This window comes from Thermomonas sp., from assembly GCF_046293095.1.
In the GTDB taxonomy this organism is placed as follows: Bacteria; Pseudomonadota; Gammaproteobacteria; order Xanthomonadales; family Xanthomonadaceae; genus Thermomonas.
On record NZ_JBKBPN010000001.1, the window covers coordinates 409,692 to 424,345 of the forward strand.

14 protein-coding genes are annotated in these 14,654 nt (G+C 67.3%); all 14 read left to right on the forward strand.

Annotation, left to right across the window (positions count from 1 at the left end):
- Positions 1-59 precede the first annotated feature (59 nt).
- The 14 genes from pstS to ACK4SG_RS02095 all read left to right on the forward strand — a co-directional run bounded on the left by pstS (position 60) and on the right by ACK4SG_RS02095 (position 14,616).
- On the forward strand, positions 60-1,085 hold the full coding sequence (gene pstS / locus ACK4SG_RS02030) for a phosphate ABC transporter substrate-binding protein PstS (RefSeq protein WP_409599192.1): 1,026 nt from the start codon (positions 60-62) through the stop codon (positions 1,083-1,085).
- Between the two features lie 234 nt (positions 1,086-1,319).
- A complete protein-coding gene (gene pstC / locus ACK4SG_RS02035) occupies positions 1,320-2,282 on the forward strand; it encodes a phosphate ABC transporter permease subunit PstC (protein ID WP_409599194.1) in 963 nt (320 codons plus the stop codon).
- Positions 2,282-3,136: a phosphate ABC transporter permease PstA gene (pstA, locus tag ACK4SG_RS02040; RefSeq protein ID WP_409599196.1), complete on the forward strand. Its 855-nt coding sequence runs from the start codon at positions 2,282-2,284 to the stop codon at positions 3,134-3,136. The genes pstC and pstA overlap by 1 nt, the downstream gene beginning before the upstream one ends.
- Entirely contained in the window at positions 3,129-3,962 is an 834-nt protein-coding gene (gene pstB / locus ACK4SG_RS02045; RefSeq protein ID WP_409599198.1) for a phosphate ABC transporter ATP-binding protein PstB, read from the forward strand. Before pstA ends, pstB begins: the two co-directional genes overlap by 8 nt.
- Complete coding sequence (gene phoU / locus ACK4SG_RS02050) at positions 3,962-4,663, forward strand: phosphate signaling complex protein PhoU (protein WP_409599200.1); 702 nt, start codon at positions 3,962-3,964, stop codon at positions 4,661-4,663. The genes pstB and phoU overlap by 1 nt, the downstream gene beginning before the upstream one ends.
- Positions 4,664-4,744: 81 nt before the next feature.
- Positions 4,745-5,221 (forward strand): EF-hand domain-containing protein, encoded by a 477-nt coding sequence (locus ACK4SG_RS02055; protein WP_409599202.1) that lies wholly within the window; start codon positions 4,745-4,747, stop codon positions 5,219-5,221.
- A gap of 6 nt (positions 5,222-5,227) precedes the next feature.
- Positions 5,228-6,049, forward strand: coding sequence for a DUF692 domain-containing protein (locus ACK4SG_RS02060; RefSeq protein ID WP_409599204.1), 822 nt, complete (start codon positions 5,228-5,230; stop codon positions 6,047-6,049).
- Positions 6,046-6,780 (forward strand): DUF2063 domain-containing protein, encoded by a 735-nt coding sequence (locus ACK4SG_RS02065; protein WP_409599206.1) that lies wholly within the window; start codon positions 6,046-6,048, stop codon positions 6,778-6,780. The genes ACK4SG_RS02060 and ACK4SG_RS02065 overlap by 4 nt, the downstream gene beginning before the upstream one ends.
- A 91-nt stretch (positions 6,781-6,871) precedes the next feature.
- On the forward strand, positions 6,872-7,165 hold the full coding sequence (locus ACK4SG_RS02070; RefSeq protein ID WP_409599208.1) for a PepSY domain-containing protein: 294 nt from the start codon (positions 6,872-6,874) through the stop codon (positions 7,163-7,165).
- A 9-nt stretch (positions 7,166-7,174) separates the two neighbouring features.
- Positions 7,175-7,852: a response regulator transcription factor gene (locus ACK4SG_RS02075; RefSeq protein WP_409599210.1), complete on the forward strand. Its 678-nt coding sequence runs from the start codon at positions 7,175-7,177 to the stop codon at positions 7,850-7,852.
- Positions 7,849-9,207, forward strand: coding sequence for an ATP-binding protein (locus ACK4SG_RS02080; RefSeq protein ID WP_409599212.1), 1,359 nt, complete (start codon positions 7,849-7,851; stop codon positions 9,205-9,207). Before ACK4SG_RS02075 ends, ACK4SG_RS02080 begins: the two co-directional genes overlap by 4 nt.
- The gene (locus ACK4SG_RS02085) at positions 9,204-10,550 is read left to right on the forward strand and encodes a TolC family protein (RefSeq protein ID WP_409599214.1); all 1,347 of its coding nucleotides are present in this window, start codon (positions 9,204-9,206) and stop codon (positions 10,548-10,550) included. The genes ACK4SG_RS02080 and ACK4SG_RS02085 overlap by 4 nt, the downstream gene beginning before the upstream one ends.
- Positions 10,547-11,572, forward strand: a complete 1,026-nt coding sequence (locus ACK4SG_RS02090; protein ID WP_409599216.1) for an efflux RND transporter periplasmic adaptor subunit — start codon at positions 10,547-10,549, stop codon at positions 11,570-11,572. The genes ACK4SG_RS02085 and ACK4SG_RS02090 overlap by 4 nt, the downstream gene beginning before the upstream one ends.
- A complete protein-coding gene (locus tag ACK4SG_RS02095) occupies positions 11,569-14,616 on the forward strand; it encodes an efflux RND transporter permease subunit (RefSeq protein WP_409599218.1) in 3,048 nt (1,015 codons plus the stop codon). The genes ACK4SG_RS02090 and ACK4SG_RS02095 overlap by 4 nt, the downstream gene beginning before the upstream one ends.
- Positions 14,617-14,654 lie beyond the last annotated feature (38 nt).

Below are 14,654 nucleotides of genomic sequence, written 5' to 3' on the forward strand. Positions count from 1 at the left end.
CTGCCGGTGGAATAGCGGCAAGTGGCTACCCCCACTGACCCCATCCCAAGGAGTTCCTCGTGCTCAAGACGCTCAAGTCCCGAATCGCCGTGCTGGCCATCGCCTCCAGCTTTGCTGCGACCGCTGGGGCCGCCGATATCACCGGCGCCGGCTCCACGTTCGTCTACCCGATCCTGTCCAAGTGGTCGGCCGACTACAGCACCGCCACCGGCACCAAGATCAACTACCAGTCGATCGGCTCCGGCGGCGGCATCGCCCAGATCAAGGCGGGCACCGTGGATTTTGGCGCCAGCGACAAGCCGCTGCCGCCGGACGAGCTGGCCAAGGCCGGCCTGGCCCAGTTCCCGCTGGTGATCGGTGGCATCGTGCCGGTGGTCAACGTGCCGGGCGTCGCCCCGGGCGCCATGAAGCTGGACGGCACGCTGCTGGCCGACATCTACCTGGGCAAGATCACCATGTGGAATGACGCGCGCATCGCCGCGCTCAACCCGGGCCTGAAGTTGCCGGCGATGAAGGTCACCGTGGTGCACCGCTCCGATGGCTCCGGCACCACCTTCAACTTCACCAACTACCTGTCCAAGATCAGCCCGGAGTGGAAACAGAAGGCGGGCGAAGGCACCTCGGTGGCCTGGCCGGCCGGCGTGGGCGGCAAAGGCAATGAAGGCGTGGCCGCCTATACCCGCCAGATCCGCGGCGGTATCGGTTATGTCGAGTACGCCTACGCCCTGCAGAACAAGCTGAGCTATACCCTGATGAAGAATGCCGCGGGCAACTTCGTCAAGCCCAGCGACGACAGCTTCCAGGCGGCGGCCGCCTCGGCCAACTGGGGCGCCACCAAGGACTTCCACCTGGTGATGACCAATGCCCCCGGTGCGCAGGCCTGGCCGATCGCGGCCACCGTCTTCATCATGATGTACAAGAAGCCCAAGGACGCCGCCCGCAGCCAGGAAGCGCTGAAGTTCTTTACCTGGGCCATGGAAAAAGGACAGCCGCAGGCGGCGGCGCTGGACTACGTGCCCCTGCCGGACAGCCTGGTCAAGCAGATCGAAGCCTACTGGGCGCAGAACATCGGCGCCCGCAAGTAATCGATCGCTTTGCCATGCACGACACGAGGCGGGCCTGTGCCCGCCTCGTTCGTTTTTACGGTCACACTGCCGCACCGGCAGATGGCCTGGGTATGACAACCGGATGCCATCGTCATCGTTTTGTCACGAAACCCGGGTTAGATGGCGGGGCTGTGCCGGCCCGGTGATGGGCTCCCCCACCGCGCTGCCGGCGCCGGTCATGTCCGGTCCGCGCTTCTCATCCCACAGGCTGCAATGAACACCACAGATCCCGCTCTGCTGTCGCGCGCCAGCGCCGATGCGCGCACCGACCGCCGCTTCCGCTGGCTGGTGACTGCCGCCGGTCTTTTCGTCCTGGCCACGCTGCTGGCGGTGGCGCTGTCGATGCTGTGGGGTGGGCGCGAGGCGTTTGCCAAGTTCGGCCCGGCATTCCTGTGGACCGACCAGTGGGACGCGGTGCAGCAGGAGTTCGGTGCGCTGGTGCCGATCTACGGCACCGTGGTCACCGCCCTGCTGGCGATGCTGATCGCGGTGCCGGTGAGCTTCGGCATCGCGTTTTTCCTCACCGAGATCGCGCCCAAGTGGATGCGCCCCACCATCGGCGCGGCGATCGAGCTGCTGGCCGGCATCCCGTCGATCATCTACGGCATGTGGGGCCTGTTCGTGCTGGTGCCGCTGCTGGGTGAACACGTTTTCCCCTGGGTGGACGAACACCTGGGCCAACTGCCGTGGCTGGGGCCGCTGTTCCAGGGTCCGCCGCTGGGGCTGGGCATGGGCACCGCCGGCCTGGTGCTGGCGGTAATGGTGATCCCCTTCATTTCCTCGGTGATGCGGGAGGTGTTCCTGACCGTGCCAGGTCCGCTGAAGGAATCGGCCTATGCGCTGGGCGCCACCCGCTGGGAAGTGGTCTGGGACGTGGTGGTGCCTTACACCCGCTCGGCGGTGATCGGCGGCATCTTCCTCGGCCTGGGCCGGGCGCTGGGTGAAACCATGGCGGTGACCTTCGTGCTGGGCAATGCACATGCGCTGACTGTCTCGCTGCTGGAGCCGGGCAACTCGATCGCCGCCACCATCGCCAACGAGTTCACCGAAGCGGACTCGCCGATGTACCTGTCCTCGCTCATCGCGCTGGGGTTCGTCCTGTTCCTGGTCACCTTCATCGTGCTGGGGATCTCGCGGCTGCTGCTGAGCCGTCTGAACAAGCGGGAGGGCAACTGATGACCAATATCCTTTACCTGCGCCGCGCGGTGAAAAACGCCATCGCCCAGATCCTGGCGGTGCTGGCCGCGGTGTTCGGCATCTTCTGGCTGCTGTGGATCCTGTGGACCACGCTCAAAATGGGGATCACCGCGCTGACGCCGGCGCTGTTCACCCAGATGACGCCACCGCCGGGAGAAGAGGGCGGCGGCATGCTCAATGCATTCTTCGGCAGCGCGGTGATGAGCCTGTTGGGCATCGTGCTGGGCACGCCCATCGGCGTGCTGGCCGGCACCTACCTGTCCGAATACGCCGACCGGCACTGGATCGGCGGCGTGATCCGCTTCGTCAACGACATCCTGCTGTCCGCGCCGTCGATCGTGCTGGGCCTGTTCGTCTATACCCTGGTGGTGATGCGGATGGGGCATTTCTCGGCGCTGGCAGGCGCGATCTCGCTGGCCCTGATCGCGCTTCCGGTGGTGGTGCGCACCACCGACGAGATGCTGCGGCTGGTGCCGCGGCAGATGCGCGAAGCGGCCTTGTCGCTGGGCATTCCCCAGTGGAAGGTGATCACCCAGGTGCTCTACCGCAGCGCCCTGCCCGGCATCGTCACCGGCATCCTGCTGGCACTGGCACGGATCAGCGGCGAAACCGCCCCGCTGCTGTTCACTGCGCTCAACAACCAGTACTGGACCACCGACCTGCTGGCGCCGATGGCCAACGTGCCGGTGGTGATCTTCCAGTTTGCGATGAGCCCCTACGACGGCTGGCACGCACTGGCCTGGGCGGGCGCCTTCGTCCTCACCCTGTTCGTGCTGGTGGTCAGCCTGATCGCCCGTGCCATCGTTGCACGCAACCGCATGCACCATGACTGATTTTCCCGGAACCTCCGCCATGACCGACCTGCACATCGCAGCGAAAACCGCCGCGCCAGAGGTGGCCGCGCCCGCCGTCAAGATCGCCGCGCGTGGCCTCAACTTCTGGTACGACAAGTTCCACGCGGTCCGCAACATCGACCTGGACATCCCGGAGAACCGGGTCACCGCGCTGATCGGCCCGTCCGGCTGCGGCAAGTCCACCCTGCTGCGGGTGTTCAACCGCATCTACGCGCTGTACCCCAAGCTGCGCGCCGAAGGCGAGGTGCTGCTGGATGGCGAGAACGTCCTTGACCCGGCCTACCCCATCAACCGGCTGCGCAGCAAGGTCGGCATGGTGTTCCAGAAACCGGTGCCGTTCCCGATGACGATCTACGAGAACGTCGCCTACGGCATCCGCCACCACGAGCGGCTGTCGCGTTCGCAGCTGGACGATCGGGTGGAACAGGCCCTGCGCCAGGCCGCACTGTGGGATGAAGTGAAAGACAAGCTCAAGGCCAGCGGCCTGGGGCTGTCCGGCGGCCAGCAGCAGCGGCTCTGCATCGCCCGTGCGATCGCCCTGCGCCCCGAGGTGCTGCTGCTGGACGAACCCACCTCGGCGCTGGACCCGATTTCCACCGGCCGCATCGAGCAGCTGGTGGAAGAGCTCAAGCAGCAGTTCACCATCATGATCGTCACCCACAACATGCAGCAGGCGGCGCGGGTGTCCGACTACACCGCCTTCATGTACCTGGGCGATCTGGTCGAATACGGCCCGACCGCGCAGATCTTCTCCACCCCTGCCAAACAGCAGACCGAGGACTACATCACCGGGAGGTTCGGCTGATGAACGAGCACAACCACATCGTCCGCAGCTACGACCAGGAACAGGCCGCGCTGCTCGACGAACTCATCCGTATGGGCCAGATGGCCGCTTCCCAGCTGGAGGCCGCGTTGGAAGTGGTGGATCGCCGCGACGCCAGCGCCGCCGAACGGGTCATTGCCAACGATGACGCCATCGATGCCCTGGAGCAGCAGGTCAACCACGACGTGATCCACCTGATCCGCCGCGGCCCGCTGGCCTCCGACCTGCGTACCATCCTGGCCGCACTGCGCGTGGCATCCGACATCGAGAGGATCGGCGACTACGCCGCCAACATCGCCAAGCGTTCGCTGGCCCTCAACATGGCGCCGCCATTGCCGCATACCCGGGGCTTGGGGGCGCTGGGCAAGATGGCCGTGCAGCAATTGCGCGACGTGATGGCGGCCTATCGCGACCGCGATGTCGAAGCAGCCGTGCGCGTACGCGACCGCGATGCCGAGCTGGACACCCTGTACACCGGGCTGTTCCGCGAGCTGCTGACCTACATGATGGAAGACCCGCGCGCCATCACGCCCTGCACGCATCTTCTGTTCATGGCCAAGAACCTGGAACGCATCGGCGACCATGCCACCAACATCGCCGAGAACATCTGGTTCCTGCAGCATGGCGAAAGCCCGCTGCCCGAGCGTGAGAAACGCGACGAAAGCAATACCGTCGCCCCCTGAACGCCCCCGGCGGTACTGGCCGCGGTAGCCGGCACCGGGTAGGATCGGCCTACCCCAATGCCCATGCGCAAGGAGCCCACCATGTCCACTCCCCGTACCCCACTGGCGCTGCTGGTTGGTGCCGCCGTTGCCACCGGCACTCTGGCTGCAGGTTCCCTGTTCTCCATGGATGCCATGGCCCACGGCTACATGCAGGACACCGGCAAAGCCGCCGCGACCGAAGGTAAATGCGGCGAAGGCAAATGCGGGGCCGGCATGATGGCCGGCGCCGGCAAGCCGGCAATGGCAAAGGCCGACCATGAGGGTGGCTGCGGTATGGCCAAGATGGATACCGACAAGGACGGCCGGGTCTCGCGTCCCGAATTCGCAGCCGCGCATGACGGCAGGGACGCGATGTTCTCCAAGATCGACACCAACGGCGACGGCTTCATCAGCCAGGCTGAAATGGACGCCCACCACGCCACCATGCAGAAGCCCGCCGCTGGCGCCAAAGCCGCCGGCGAAGGCAAGTGCGGGGAAGGCAAGTGCGGCGAGGGGAAATGCGGCGGCGCCATGTAAGCCGCCATGACCGAGGCACTGCCCCCGCGCAGCGCGGGTCTGGGTCTGCGCCGCGCGCTGCTGGATGAGCTCATCGAGGCGCCTGCGGGCGCCTTCGATTTCCTGGAATGTGCGCCGGACAACTGGATCGGCGTGGGCGGCGTGCCGGGCGACAAACTGGCGGCGCTGGCGACCCGGCATCCGCTGAGCTGCCACGGACTCTCGCTGTCGCTGGGCGGGCCCGACCCCTTGGACCGCGTCTTCCTGCGCCAGACCCGCGCGTTCCTGGATCGGCACCATGTGGTGCTTTACAGCGAACACCTCAGCTACTGCGCGGCCGGCGGCCACCTCTACGACCTGCTGCCGCTGCCGTTCACCGAGGAGGCGGTGCGCCACGTCGCCGCCCGCATCCGCGAAGTGCAGGATGCGCTGGGACGCCGCATCGCCATCGAGAACGTGAGCACCTACGCGCAGCCTTTCAAGGCGATGGACGAAGCCGGCTTCGTGCGTGCGGTGCTGGAAGAAGCAGACTGCGACCTGCTGCTGGACGTGAACAATGCCTACGTCAACGCGATCAACCACGGCGGCGACGCGCGCGCCTTCATCGCCGCGATGCCGGGCGAGCGCATCGCCAGCATCCACGTGGCCGGCCACTACGACGAAGCCAACGATCTCAAGATCGACACCCACGGCACCGCGGTGAAAGAGGCGGTATGGGCACTGCTGGAGTTTGCCTACGCCACCCACGGCGTGCGCCCCACTCTGCTGGAACGCGATTTCCACTTCCCGCCCCTGCCCGTGCTGCTGGACGAGGTGGCGCGGATCCGGACGCTGCAGGCGGCGGCATGAGTGCGCTGCAAGACCAGCTGCACGCGCTGGCCGCACACGTGCGCAACCCGGCAACGCATCCTGGCCCGGCTGGAATCGAGGACCGCCGCCTGGCGGTCTACCGCGAGCTGGTGTTCAACAACCTCGACGGCCTGCTGGCCGGCACCTTCCCGGTGATCCGCAGAACGCTGGGCGATGGCGCCTGGCGGGACCTGCTGCGGAGCTTCCTTGCCACCCATCGCAGCGAGACCCCGCTGTTCACCCGGCTGGGGCTGGAGTTCACGGCCTTCCTTGGCAGCCGGGACGATCCCGGACGCCCGTGGTTGGCGGAACTGGCGCACTACGAATGGGCCGAGCTGGGCCTGCAGCTCAGCGACGCGGCACTGCCGCCGCACGATCCCGCAGGCGACCTGCTGCACGGCGTCCCCGTGCTGTCGCCGCTGGCCTGGCCGCTGGCCTACCGCTGGCCGGTGCACCGGATCGGCCCGGACTACCAACCCGACACCGCACCCGACACCCCGACCCTGCTTCTGCTGCACCGCCAGGCGGACGGCACGGTGCGCTTCTCGCTGCTGTCCCCGCTGCTGTATCAGCTGCTTGCGCTCGCCGATGGCCAGCGCAGCGGCGAGCAACTGCTGCACCGGCTGGCCGAAGACGCAGGGCTTATGTATGACGCGGCATTCCGCGCCGAAGCGCTGCCGATGCTGCGGCAGCTGTACGCTCACGGGGTGTTGGTCGCTGCCTCACCCTGAAGGTTCGGAAACTGTATCCCGCCGGAAACCGATCCGCATCGTATGCTGCTGCAGGATGGAAACCTCCACCACCCACCACAGGAGTTTTCCCATGCGTACCTTTTCGATCACCCTGCTGCTGTCCGCCCTGGCTGCAGCAGCCACTGCCAACGCCGCCTCCGCGCCCGTCACACGACCGGCACCGATCAGCCTGGATGAGGCCCGCGCCATTGCCCTGCGCGTGGCGCCCGGCAAGGTTGTCAAGCAGGAACGGGAGAAGGAGAACGGTGCACTCCGCTATTCCTTCGACATCCTGCAGGACGGCCGGATCCATGAGATCGGCGTAGACGTGTCGACCGGGAAGATCGTCGAAGACAAGTTCGAAGACCCCAAGGCACGCGACTGATCCACGCCGATGCTGCGCATCCTGCTGGCCGAAGACGATAACCAGACCTGCCAGTTCGTGGCGCGCGGGTTGCGTGAAGAAGGCCACACCGTCCTCGCCGTGACCAACGGCGAGGACGCCTTGCATCTGGCGCTTGGCGAGATGCTGGACGTGATCGTGCTGGACCGGATGCTGCCCGGTCTGGACGGGCTGCAGGTCCTGCAACGCTTGCGCGCCGGCGCGGTGGCGACCCCGGTGCTGCTGCTGACTGCGCTGGGCAGGATCGAAGACCGGGTACAGGGCCTGAACGCCGGTGCCGATGATTATCTGGTCAAGCCGTTTGCTTTCAGCGAGCTGGCGGCGCGGGTTCAGGCGTTGGCCCGGCGCCGTGCGCCCGTCACCGTCGCCACCCACCTTCAGGCAGGCGGCATCGAGATGGACCTGCTGCGCCGCGAGGTGCGGCGTGAGGGCCGGCCGGTGGCTCTGCAGCCCCGCGAATTCCGGCTTCTGGAAGAGCTGCTGCGCAATGCCGGTGCCGTGGTCACCCGCACCATGCTGCTGGAGCGCGTATGGGATTTCCATTTCGACCCGCAGACCAAAATCGTCGAAACCCACATGAGCCGCCTGCGCGCCAAACTCAATGATGGTTTTGCCGAAGATGCCATCGAAACCGTCCGTGGCGCCGGCTACCGGATCCGCACGACATGAAGCCGCATCGCCAGCCGTCCAGCGCAGCACGCCGCATCGCCCTGTTCGGGCTGCTGCTGTATGCGCTGGCTCTGCTGCCTTTGGGCATGGCGGTGCATTACGCCACCCACGCCGCACTGCAGCGCCAGATCCAGGCCAATCTGCTGCAACTGTCCGACACCCTGCGCAGCGACTACCGCAACGATGGCGTGCGCGGTGTCATCCAGGTGATGACGCGGCTGCACGGCGCCGGCCCCGTGCCCCAGGGTGCTGCGCTGTTTTCGCCGCAGGGGCAGCGCCTGGGCGGCAATATCGAAACCGTGATGCCCGCCCCAGGCTGGCAGCGCATCCTGCTGGCCGATCCGCGCGAAGGGCCGGATCCGGCATTGGCGCTGGTCAGCGTGCTGCCGGATGGCAACCGCCTGGTGGTGGCAGCCGATCTGGAATCGCTGGAAGTCATCGACCGCACGCTGCTCGGCATGTTTCTGGTCACGGGCATCGCTCTGCTGTTGCTCGGTGCCGTTGCCGCCTGGCTGCTGGCGCGCTACCTGCAAAACCGGCTGGCACCACTGGAGGCCACGGCGACGGCCGTGATGCGCGGCGACCTGACCACCCGCGCACGCATCGGCCCGGCCGGCGACGAGTTCGATCGGGCCGCAGCCTCGCTCAACGCCATGCTGGATCGGATCTCCGCACTCGTCGGCCAGTTGCGCGAAGTCAGTGCCGATCTTGCCCATGATCTGCGCACCCCGCTGATGCGTCTGCGGCATTCGCTGGATGCCTTGCGGACAATCGATGATCCGGTTCGCCGATATGCCCTGATCGATCGCACGGTGGAGCAGACCGAGGAAGTGCTGGGTCTGTTCGATGCGATCCTGCGGGTCAGCGAGGTCGATTCCGGAACACTGGCCAGCCACTTCACCACGGTGGATGTCTCCGACCTGCTGACCGATCTCGCCGAATCCGTCGCCGCGGCGGCCGAAGACAGCGGTCACGCGATCCAGGCCCAAATCGCCCCCGGATTACGGCTTCACGGCGATCGCCAGCTGCTGGCGCAGGCCGTGCTGAACTTGATCGAAAACGCACTGCGGCATACGCCTTCCGGCTGCCACATCCATCTGGATGCCCGCCGGCAAGACGGGGACCTGCGGATTGCCGTCTGCGACGATGGCCCGGGCATCCCGGATGCGGATCGTGACCGGGTACGCCAGCGCTTCGTGCGTCTGGATCGCGCACGTAGCAGCCCGGGACACGGGCTGGGCCTGAGCCTGGTCGATGCCATTGCGCGCGCCCACGGCGGCCGGCTGTCCCTGACCGATGCCCGGCCAGGCCTGTGCGCCTGTCTGGAACTGCCTCTGCAGGAGCCCGAACGATGACCCCCCTGCGCATGCGTGCCCTGCTCGTGCTGACCTTATTGGCCGGTTGCGCCAGTTACGCCCCGGATCCACTGCGCAACGATCCGGCCGTGCTGGCACTCCCGGCAGCCGAGATCCTGCAGCGTCGCGCCGAGGCGATCACCCGCTCCTGGCTGACACCGGCACGGATCGACCTGGACGCCCCTCTTGACGCCAATGCGGTGGCCACCCTGGCGGTGCTCAACAACCCCGACCTGATCGCCCTGCGCGCGCACGCGGGCGTTGCCGATGCCCAGGTCTTTGCCGCTGGCCTTCTGCCCGATCCCAGCTTCAGCCTGGGTGCCGACCGGGTACTGCGCGGCCCCGATACCCTGCTCAATCTAACGGCAGCGCTGGGGCTGGATCTGAACGCACTGCGCAACCGGACACTGACCCGCGCCCAAGCCATCGCCCGGGCACGGAGTGTGCGCCTGGACCTGGCCTGGGCGGAATGGCAAACCGCAGGTCAGGCCCGCCTGCAAGCGGTGCGCATCCTCGGCCTGCAAAGGCAACTGCCCCTGCTTGAAGCCGGCGCCCAAGCGGCACGAATGCAGGCCGAACAGGCACTACGCGCTGCTGCACGTGGCGACCTGGCCAACAGCGAGGCACAGGCACTGCGACTGACGGCCTTCGACGCCGACACGCGTCTGCGCGATGCCCGCCAGCAATTGCAGCAGGCCGAGCAGTCCCTTGCCCGACTGCTCGGCCTGCCTTCCGACAGGGTGCTGCCGCTGGCCGCACAGCCATTGCCGCCGCCTCCGCCAACGGCGGCGCGCCTGTTCGAGCTGGCACGACGCGAGCGTGCCGATCTGGCCGCCCTGCGTGCCGGCTACGATGCCCAGGAAGCCAGCGTGCGGCTGGCGGTGCAGCGCCAGTTCCCTACCCTGAACCTCACCATCAACGGCAATCGCGACTCTGCGGGCAACCTGCTGCTGGGACCCGCCGTGGATTTCACCCTGCCGCTGTGGAACCGCAACCGGGGCGACATTGCCATCGAACGCGCTACCCGCAGCGCACTCAAGGCCGACTACGAAGCGCGTCTGTTCCAGACCCGAGCCGACCTGGATGCCGCAGTGACTGCCCTGCAGCAGGCCCGTGACCAACTGGCCCAGGCCCGCGTGGATGCCGAAGCACTGCAGCAGCGCGCACAGGCGGCACAGGCGGCACAGGCGCGTGGCGATCTGCCCGCCGCTGCAGCCCTGGTGATCGAGCAGGCATGGCGCGACCGCAACCTGCTGATCGTCCAGCTGGAGCAGACCATCGCCGAACAGACGCTCGCCGTCGAACTGCTGTGCGGCGTCCCGTTGTTTCAGGAGTTGCAATGAGAACCGTGTTGATCGCAATGCTGTGCTGCCTGCTGCCCACGGCCTGTACCAGCAGCAATGACGGGACCGAACCGACGGCAACCCCAGTCGCCACCGTATCGACGGCCCAAGCCCGCCGCGGCGCTGTCGCCCAGCCCTACACCGCATACGGCCAGGTGGAACGCGGCAGCGACAGCCAGCAGATGCTGGCCGCACCCATCGAGGCCATCGTGCGCCGCATCGATGCGCCTGCCGGCAGCGAAGTTCACGCTGGCGACCGGATTGTGCTGCTTGACCCTAGCCCCGCCACCCGGGCGCAATGGCAGGCTGCGGTCGCTGATGCCGAAGCCGCCGCCCAGGCCCTGGCCCGCGCACAGCGGTTGCGCGCCGACGGCCTGGGCAGCGATGCCGATGTTGAAGCCGCGCAGTCGCATGCCCAGGCAGCCCGCGCCCTGCGCGACTCCCTGCAACAACGGCTGCAGCACCTGGAACTACGCGCCCCTGTCGATGGCGATGTCGAACGCATCGCGGTCAATGTCGGCGACCTGCTGCAACCCGGTGCCACCGTGGCCTTGCTGAGCCGGCGGGGTGCCGCCCTGGCCCGGTTCGGGATCGACCCGGCCCTGGCGCAACGCCTGCGGGTTGGTCTGCCCGTCACCCTGGACACCGACAGCGGCGGTCCGAGTTATTCCCGCCCGATCCGCAGCATCAGCCTGGCCCGGGATCCGCAGACTCTGCTCGCTTCGTTCCTGGTCGAAATCCCAGCCGAACGGATGCCGATGCCAGGCCAGCCATTGCGGGCGCAGGTGAGCGTGGACAGCGCTCACGATGCCGTGCTGGTGCCCTATGCCGCTTTGCTTGACGATGCCGGCCAGGCCTACGTCTACGTGGTCAAGGATGGGCTGGCCCACCGGCGCGACGTGCAGACCGGGCCGGGGGATGGACGGCAGATTGCGATCCTGCGCGGGCTGCACGCTGGCGAGACAGTCGTCATCGCTGGCGGCACGGCACTGGAAGACGGCATGCGGGTGCGCAGCCCATGAGCGCGCGTCTGGCCCTTCACGCACGCAGCATGTGGCTGGGGCTTCTGCTGCTGACGCTGGGTGGCGTCGCCGGTGCGCTGCGTATGCCGGTCAGCCTGTTCCCGCAAATCGATTACCCGCGGGTGCTGGTGGCGATCGATGCCGGTGAACGAGATCCTGCGCAAATGGAGGCCGAAATCACGCGGCCCATGGAGCTTGCCCTGCGCTCGGTTCCAGGCGTGGCCCACATCCGCTCCACGACCAGCCGAGGCTCCGCGGAAATCGCGCTCAACTTCCCCTGGGGTCAGGACATGACCGCGGCCACGCTGGCCACCCAGGGTGCCCTGGCCACCCTCGCAACAACCCTGCCCGCCGGTATCCGGTATGAGGTGCGGCGCTCGGATCCCAGCCTGTTCCCGGTGCTGGGATTGGCCCTGACATCGGAGTCGATGGATCCCCAGGCCCTGCGCCAACTGGCCGAACTGCGGCTACAGCCGGCACTGATCGCCACACCGGGCGTGGCGGGCGTGGACATTCTGGGAGGTGCACCGCGCGAGTTCGTGGTGGAGATCGACCCAGGCCGGCTGGCGGCGCTGGGCATACCGATCGATGCGGTGAGCCGCGTTCTGGCCCAGGCCAATCTGGTTCGCGGCGTTGGCCGGCTGCAGGACCGCCATCGGCTCTACCTCGTGCTGGCGGAGCACCGGCTGGCCACGGCCGATGACCTGGCCCGGCTGCCGATCAAGCGCGGTGACAGCGCCGGCGCCGGGCAGGTCATGCTGGGCGATATCGCACGGATCCAGTCCGCGGCTGCCCCCAATTACACCCTGGTCAACAGTGACGGTCGGCCAGCGGTTCTGGTCAACATCCGCCAGGCGCTCGGCGGCGATACCGTCCGCATCGTCCGCGACAGCCAGGCCAGATTGAACGCACTGGGGCTGCCGCCCAGCGTCAAGGTCACCCCGTTCTACGACCAGTCCGAGCTGGTGCTGGGCGCAGCGGTGGCGGTCCGTGATGCCATCCTGCTCGGGGCGCTGCTGGCAGGACTGGTGCTGTGGCTGTTCCTGCGCTCGTGGCGGCTGATGGCGATCACCGCCCTGGTGCTTCCTGCGGTGCTGGCCGGTGCCAGCCTGATCCTGTACGCGCTGGGCATGCACTTCGACATGATGACCCTGGGCGGGATGGCCGCGGCGGTCGGGCTGATCGTGGACGACGCCGTGGTGATGCTGGAACACGTGATGCGGCGCATGCAGGAAGGCGTCGCCCGCAATGCCAACGCGGTTCTCGCCGCTGCTACGGAAATGACCAGGCCACTGGTCGGATCGACCGCCGCCACGCTGGTGGTCTTTCTGCCCCTGGCCTTCATCGCCGGTGTCAGTGGCGGTTTCTTCAAGGCGCTGGCGGTGACCATGGTGGCCGCGCTGGTGATTTCGCTGCTGTATGCACGCCTGCTGATCCCGCTGCTGTGTGCGTACTGGCTGCGCCCGCGTGACGCCGAGCTGGCCGAACGTAGCAGCGGCTGGCTGGGCGGCCTGATCCATCGCTATCACGGTGTCCTCCAACACTGGTTGGCCCATCCGGCACGCTACGTCGCTGTCACGGCCGGTCTGCTGGCGCTGGCCGGAGCACTGGCGTGGTACTCGGTGCCATCCGGCTTCATGCCGAAAATGGACGAGGGCGGCTTCGTTCTGGATTACAAGGCCCAGTCCGGCGCAGCGCTGTCCGATACCGACCGTCTGCTGCAGCAGGTCGAAGCCATCATCCGCGCCACACCGGACGTGGCCAGCTATTCGCGTCGTACCGGCCTGCAGCTGGGCGGCGGCCTGACCGAAGCCGACGAGGGCGATTACTTCATCCGCCTCAAAAGCGGATCGCGCAGGCCGATCGAAGACGTGATGGCGGAGATCCGCCAGAAAATCGCCGATCAAGTCCCCGGCTTGCAGGTGGAGACTGCACAGCTGATGGAAGACCTGATCGGCGACCTGACCGCCGTGCCGCAGCCCATCGAAATCAAGCTGTTCGGGGATGATCCGGTCCTGCTGGCGCGCTCGGCACGTGCGGTGGCGGCGGCGATCGGCCAGATCCCGGGTGTCGTGGAAGTAGTCGATGGCCTGCGGGTGGCCGGTGATGCCATCGTGATCCGCGTCGACCCGGCCCGGGCCAACCTGCACGGTCTCGACCCCGCCCAGATCGCCGACCAGATCGAGAGCCTTGTCGGCGGCAGCATCGCCACCCAGGTGCGGATCGGCACGCAGATGATCGATGTGCGCGTGCGCGGCCCAGCCGATGTGCGGGCGCGTGCGCAGCTGCTGGCCCAGCTGCCGCTGACCGCTGGCGATGGCCATCTGCTGCGCCTGTCGCAAATCGCCGACGTGACCATCGTGGCGGGACAGAAACAGCTGACCCGCGAGGATCTGGCGCCATTCGTCGATGTCACTGCGCGCCTGGAGGGCCGCGATCTCGGCTCGGCCATGGCCGACGTGCGCAAGCGCGTGGCCGGCCTGCACCTGCCCTCCACGCTGCGGGTGGAATACGGCGGCCAGTACGCCCAGCAGCAGCAAAGCTTTGCCGACATGGCGATGGTCTTTGCCGCTGCACTGCTGCTGGCTGCCCTGCTGATGACCCTGCTGTTCGAACGGCTGCGGTGGACGCTGGCCGCGATGGTCACCGTCCTGCTGAGCGCCGGCGCCGTCTTCATCGGGCTGTGGCTGACCGGCATCGAGCTGGATGTCTCCGCGCTGATGGGTCTGACCATGGTGGTCGGCATGGTCACCGAACTGATCGTGTTTTATCTGTCGGAACTGCCCACTTCCGTATCTCTTGATGTGAAGGCATTGGCCTTGGCCGGCGAAAAGCGACTGCGCCCGATCCTGATGTCGGCGCTGATCGCCATCCTCACTTTGAGCCCGCTGGCGCTGGGGCTGAGCCGGGGCGCTGGCCTGCAACAGCCACTGGCGACCGCGATCATCTTTGGCCTCACCGCCGCCGTGCCGCTGGTGCTGCTGCTGTTGCCGGCCCTGCTGGCACTGCTGGAAGGACGGCCACGAGACGCGGCACGTAACTGACGCGCAAAAGCCCCGCAGGCGCCTCTGCTAGTCTTTGC

Excerpts from the sequence above, each read along its gene's own strand:
- pstC (WP_409599194.1), top strand. The coding sequence starts at position 1,320 with ATGAACACCACAGATCCCGCTCTGCTGTCGCGCGCCAGCGCCGATGCG.
- pstA (WP_409599196.1), top strand. The coding sequence starts at position 2,282 with ATGACCAATATCCTTTACCTGCGCCGCGCGGTGAAAAACGCCATCGCC.
- pstB (WP_409599198.1), top strand. The coding sequence starts at position 3,129 with ATGACTGATTTTCCCGGAACCTCCGCCATGACCGACCTGCACATCGCA.
- phoU (WP_409599200.1), top strand. The coding sequence starts at position 3,962 with ATGAACGAGCACAACCACATCGTCCGCAGCTACGACCAGGAACAGGCC.
- ACK4SG_RS02055 (WP_409599202.1), top strand. The coding sequence starts at position 4,745 with ATGTCCACTCCCCGTACCCCACTGGCGCTGCTGGTTGGTGCCGCCGTT.
- ACK4SG_RS02060 (WP_409599204.1), top strand. The coding sequence starts at position 5,228 with ATGACCGAGGCACTGCCCCCGCGCAGCGCGGGTCTGGGTCTGCGCCGC.
- ACK4SG_RS02065 (WP_409599206.1), top strand. The coding sequence starts at position 6,046 with ATGAGTGCGCTGCAAGACCAGCTGCACGCGCTGGCCGCACACGTGCGC.
- ACK4SG_RS02070 (WP_409599208.1), top strand. The coding sequence starts at position 6,872 with ATGCGTACCTTTTCGATCACCCTGCTGCTGTCCGCCCTGGCTGCAGCA.
- ACK4SG_RS02075 (WP_409599210.1), top strand. The coding sequence starts at position 7,175 with ATGCTGCGCATCCTGCTGGCCGAAGACGATAACCAGACCTGCCAGTTC.
- ACK4SG_RS02080 (WP_409599212.1), top strand. The coding sequence starts at position 7,849 with ATGAAGCCGCATCGCCAGCCGTCCAGCGCAGCACGCCGCATCGCCCTG.
- ACK4SG_RS02085 (WP_409599214.1), top strand. The coding sequence starts at position 9,204 with ATGACCCCCCTGCGCATGCGTGCCCTGCTCGTGCTGACCTTATTGGCC.
- ACK4SG_RS02090 (WP_409599216.1), top strand. The coding sequence starts at position 10,547 with ATGAGAACCGTGTTGATCGCAATGCTGTGCTGCCTGCTGCCCACGGCC.
- ACK4SG_RS02095 (WP_409599218.1), top strand. The coding sequence starts at position 11,569 with ATGAGCGCGCGTCTGGCCCTTCACGCACGCAGCATGTGGCTGGGGCTT.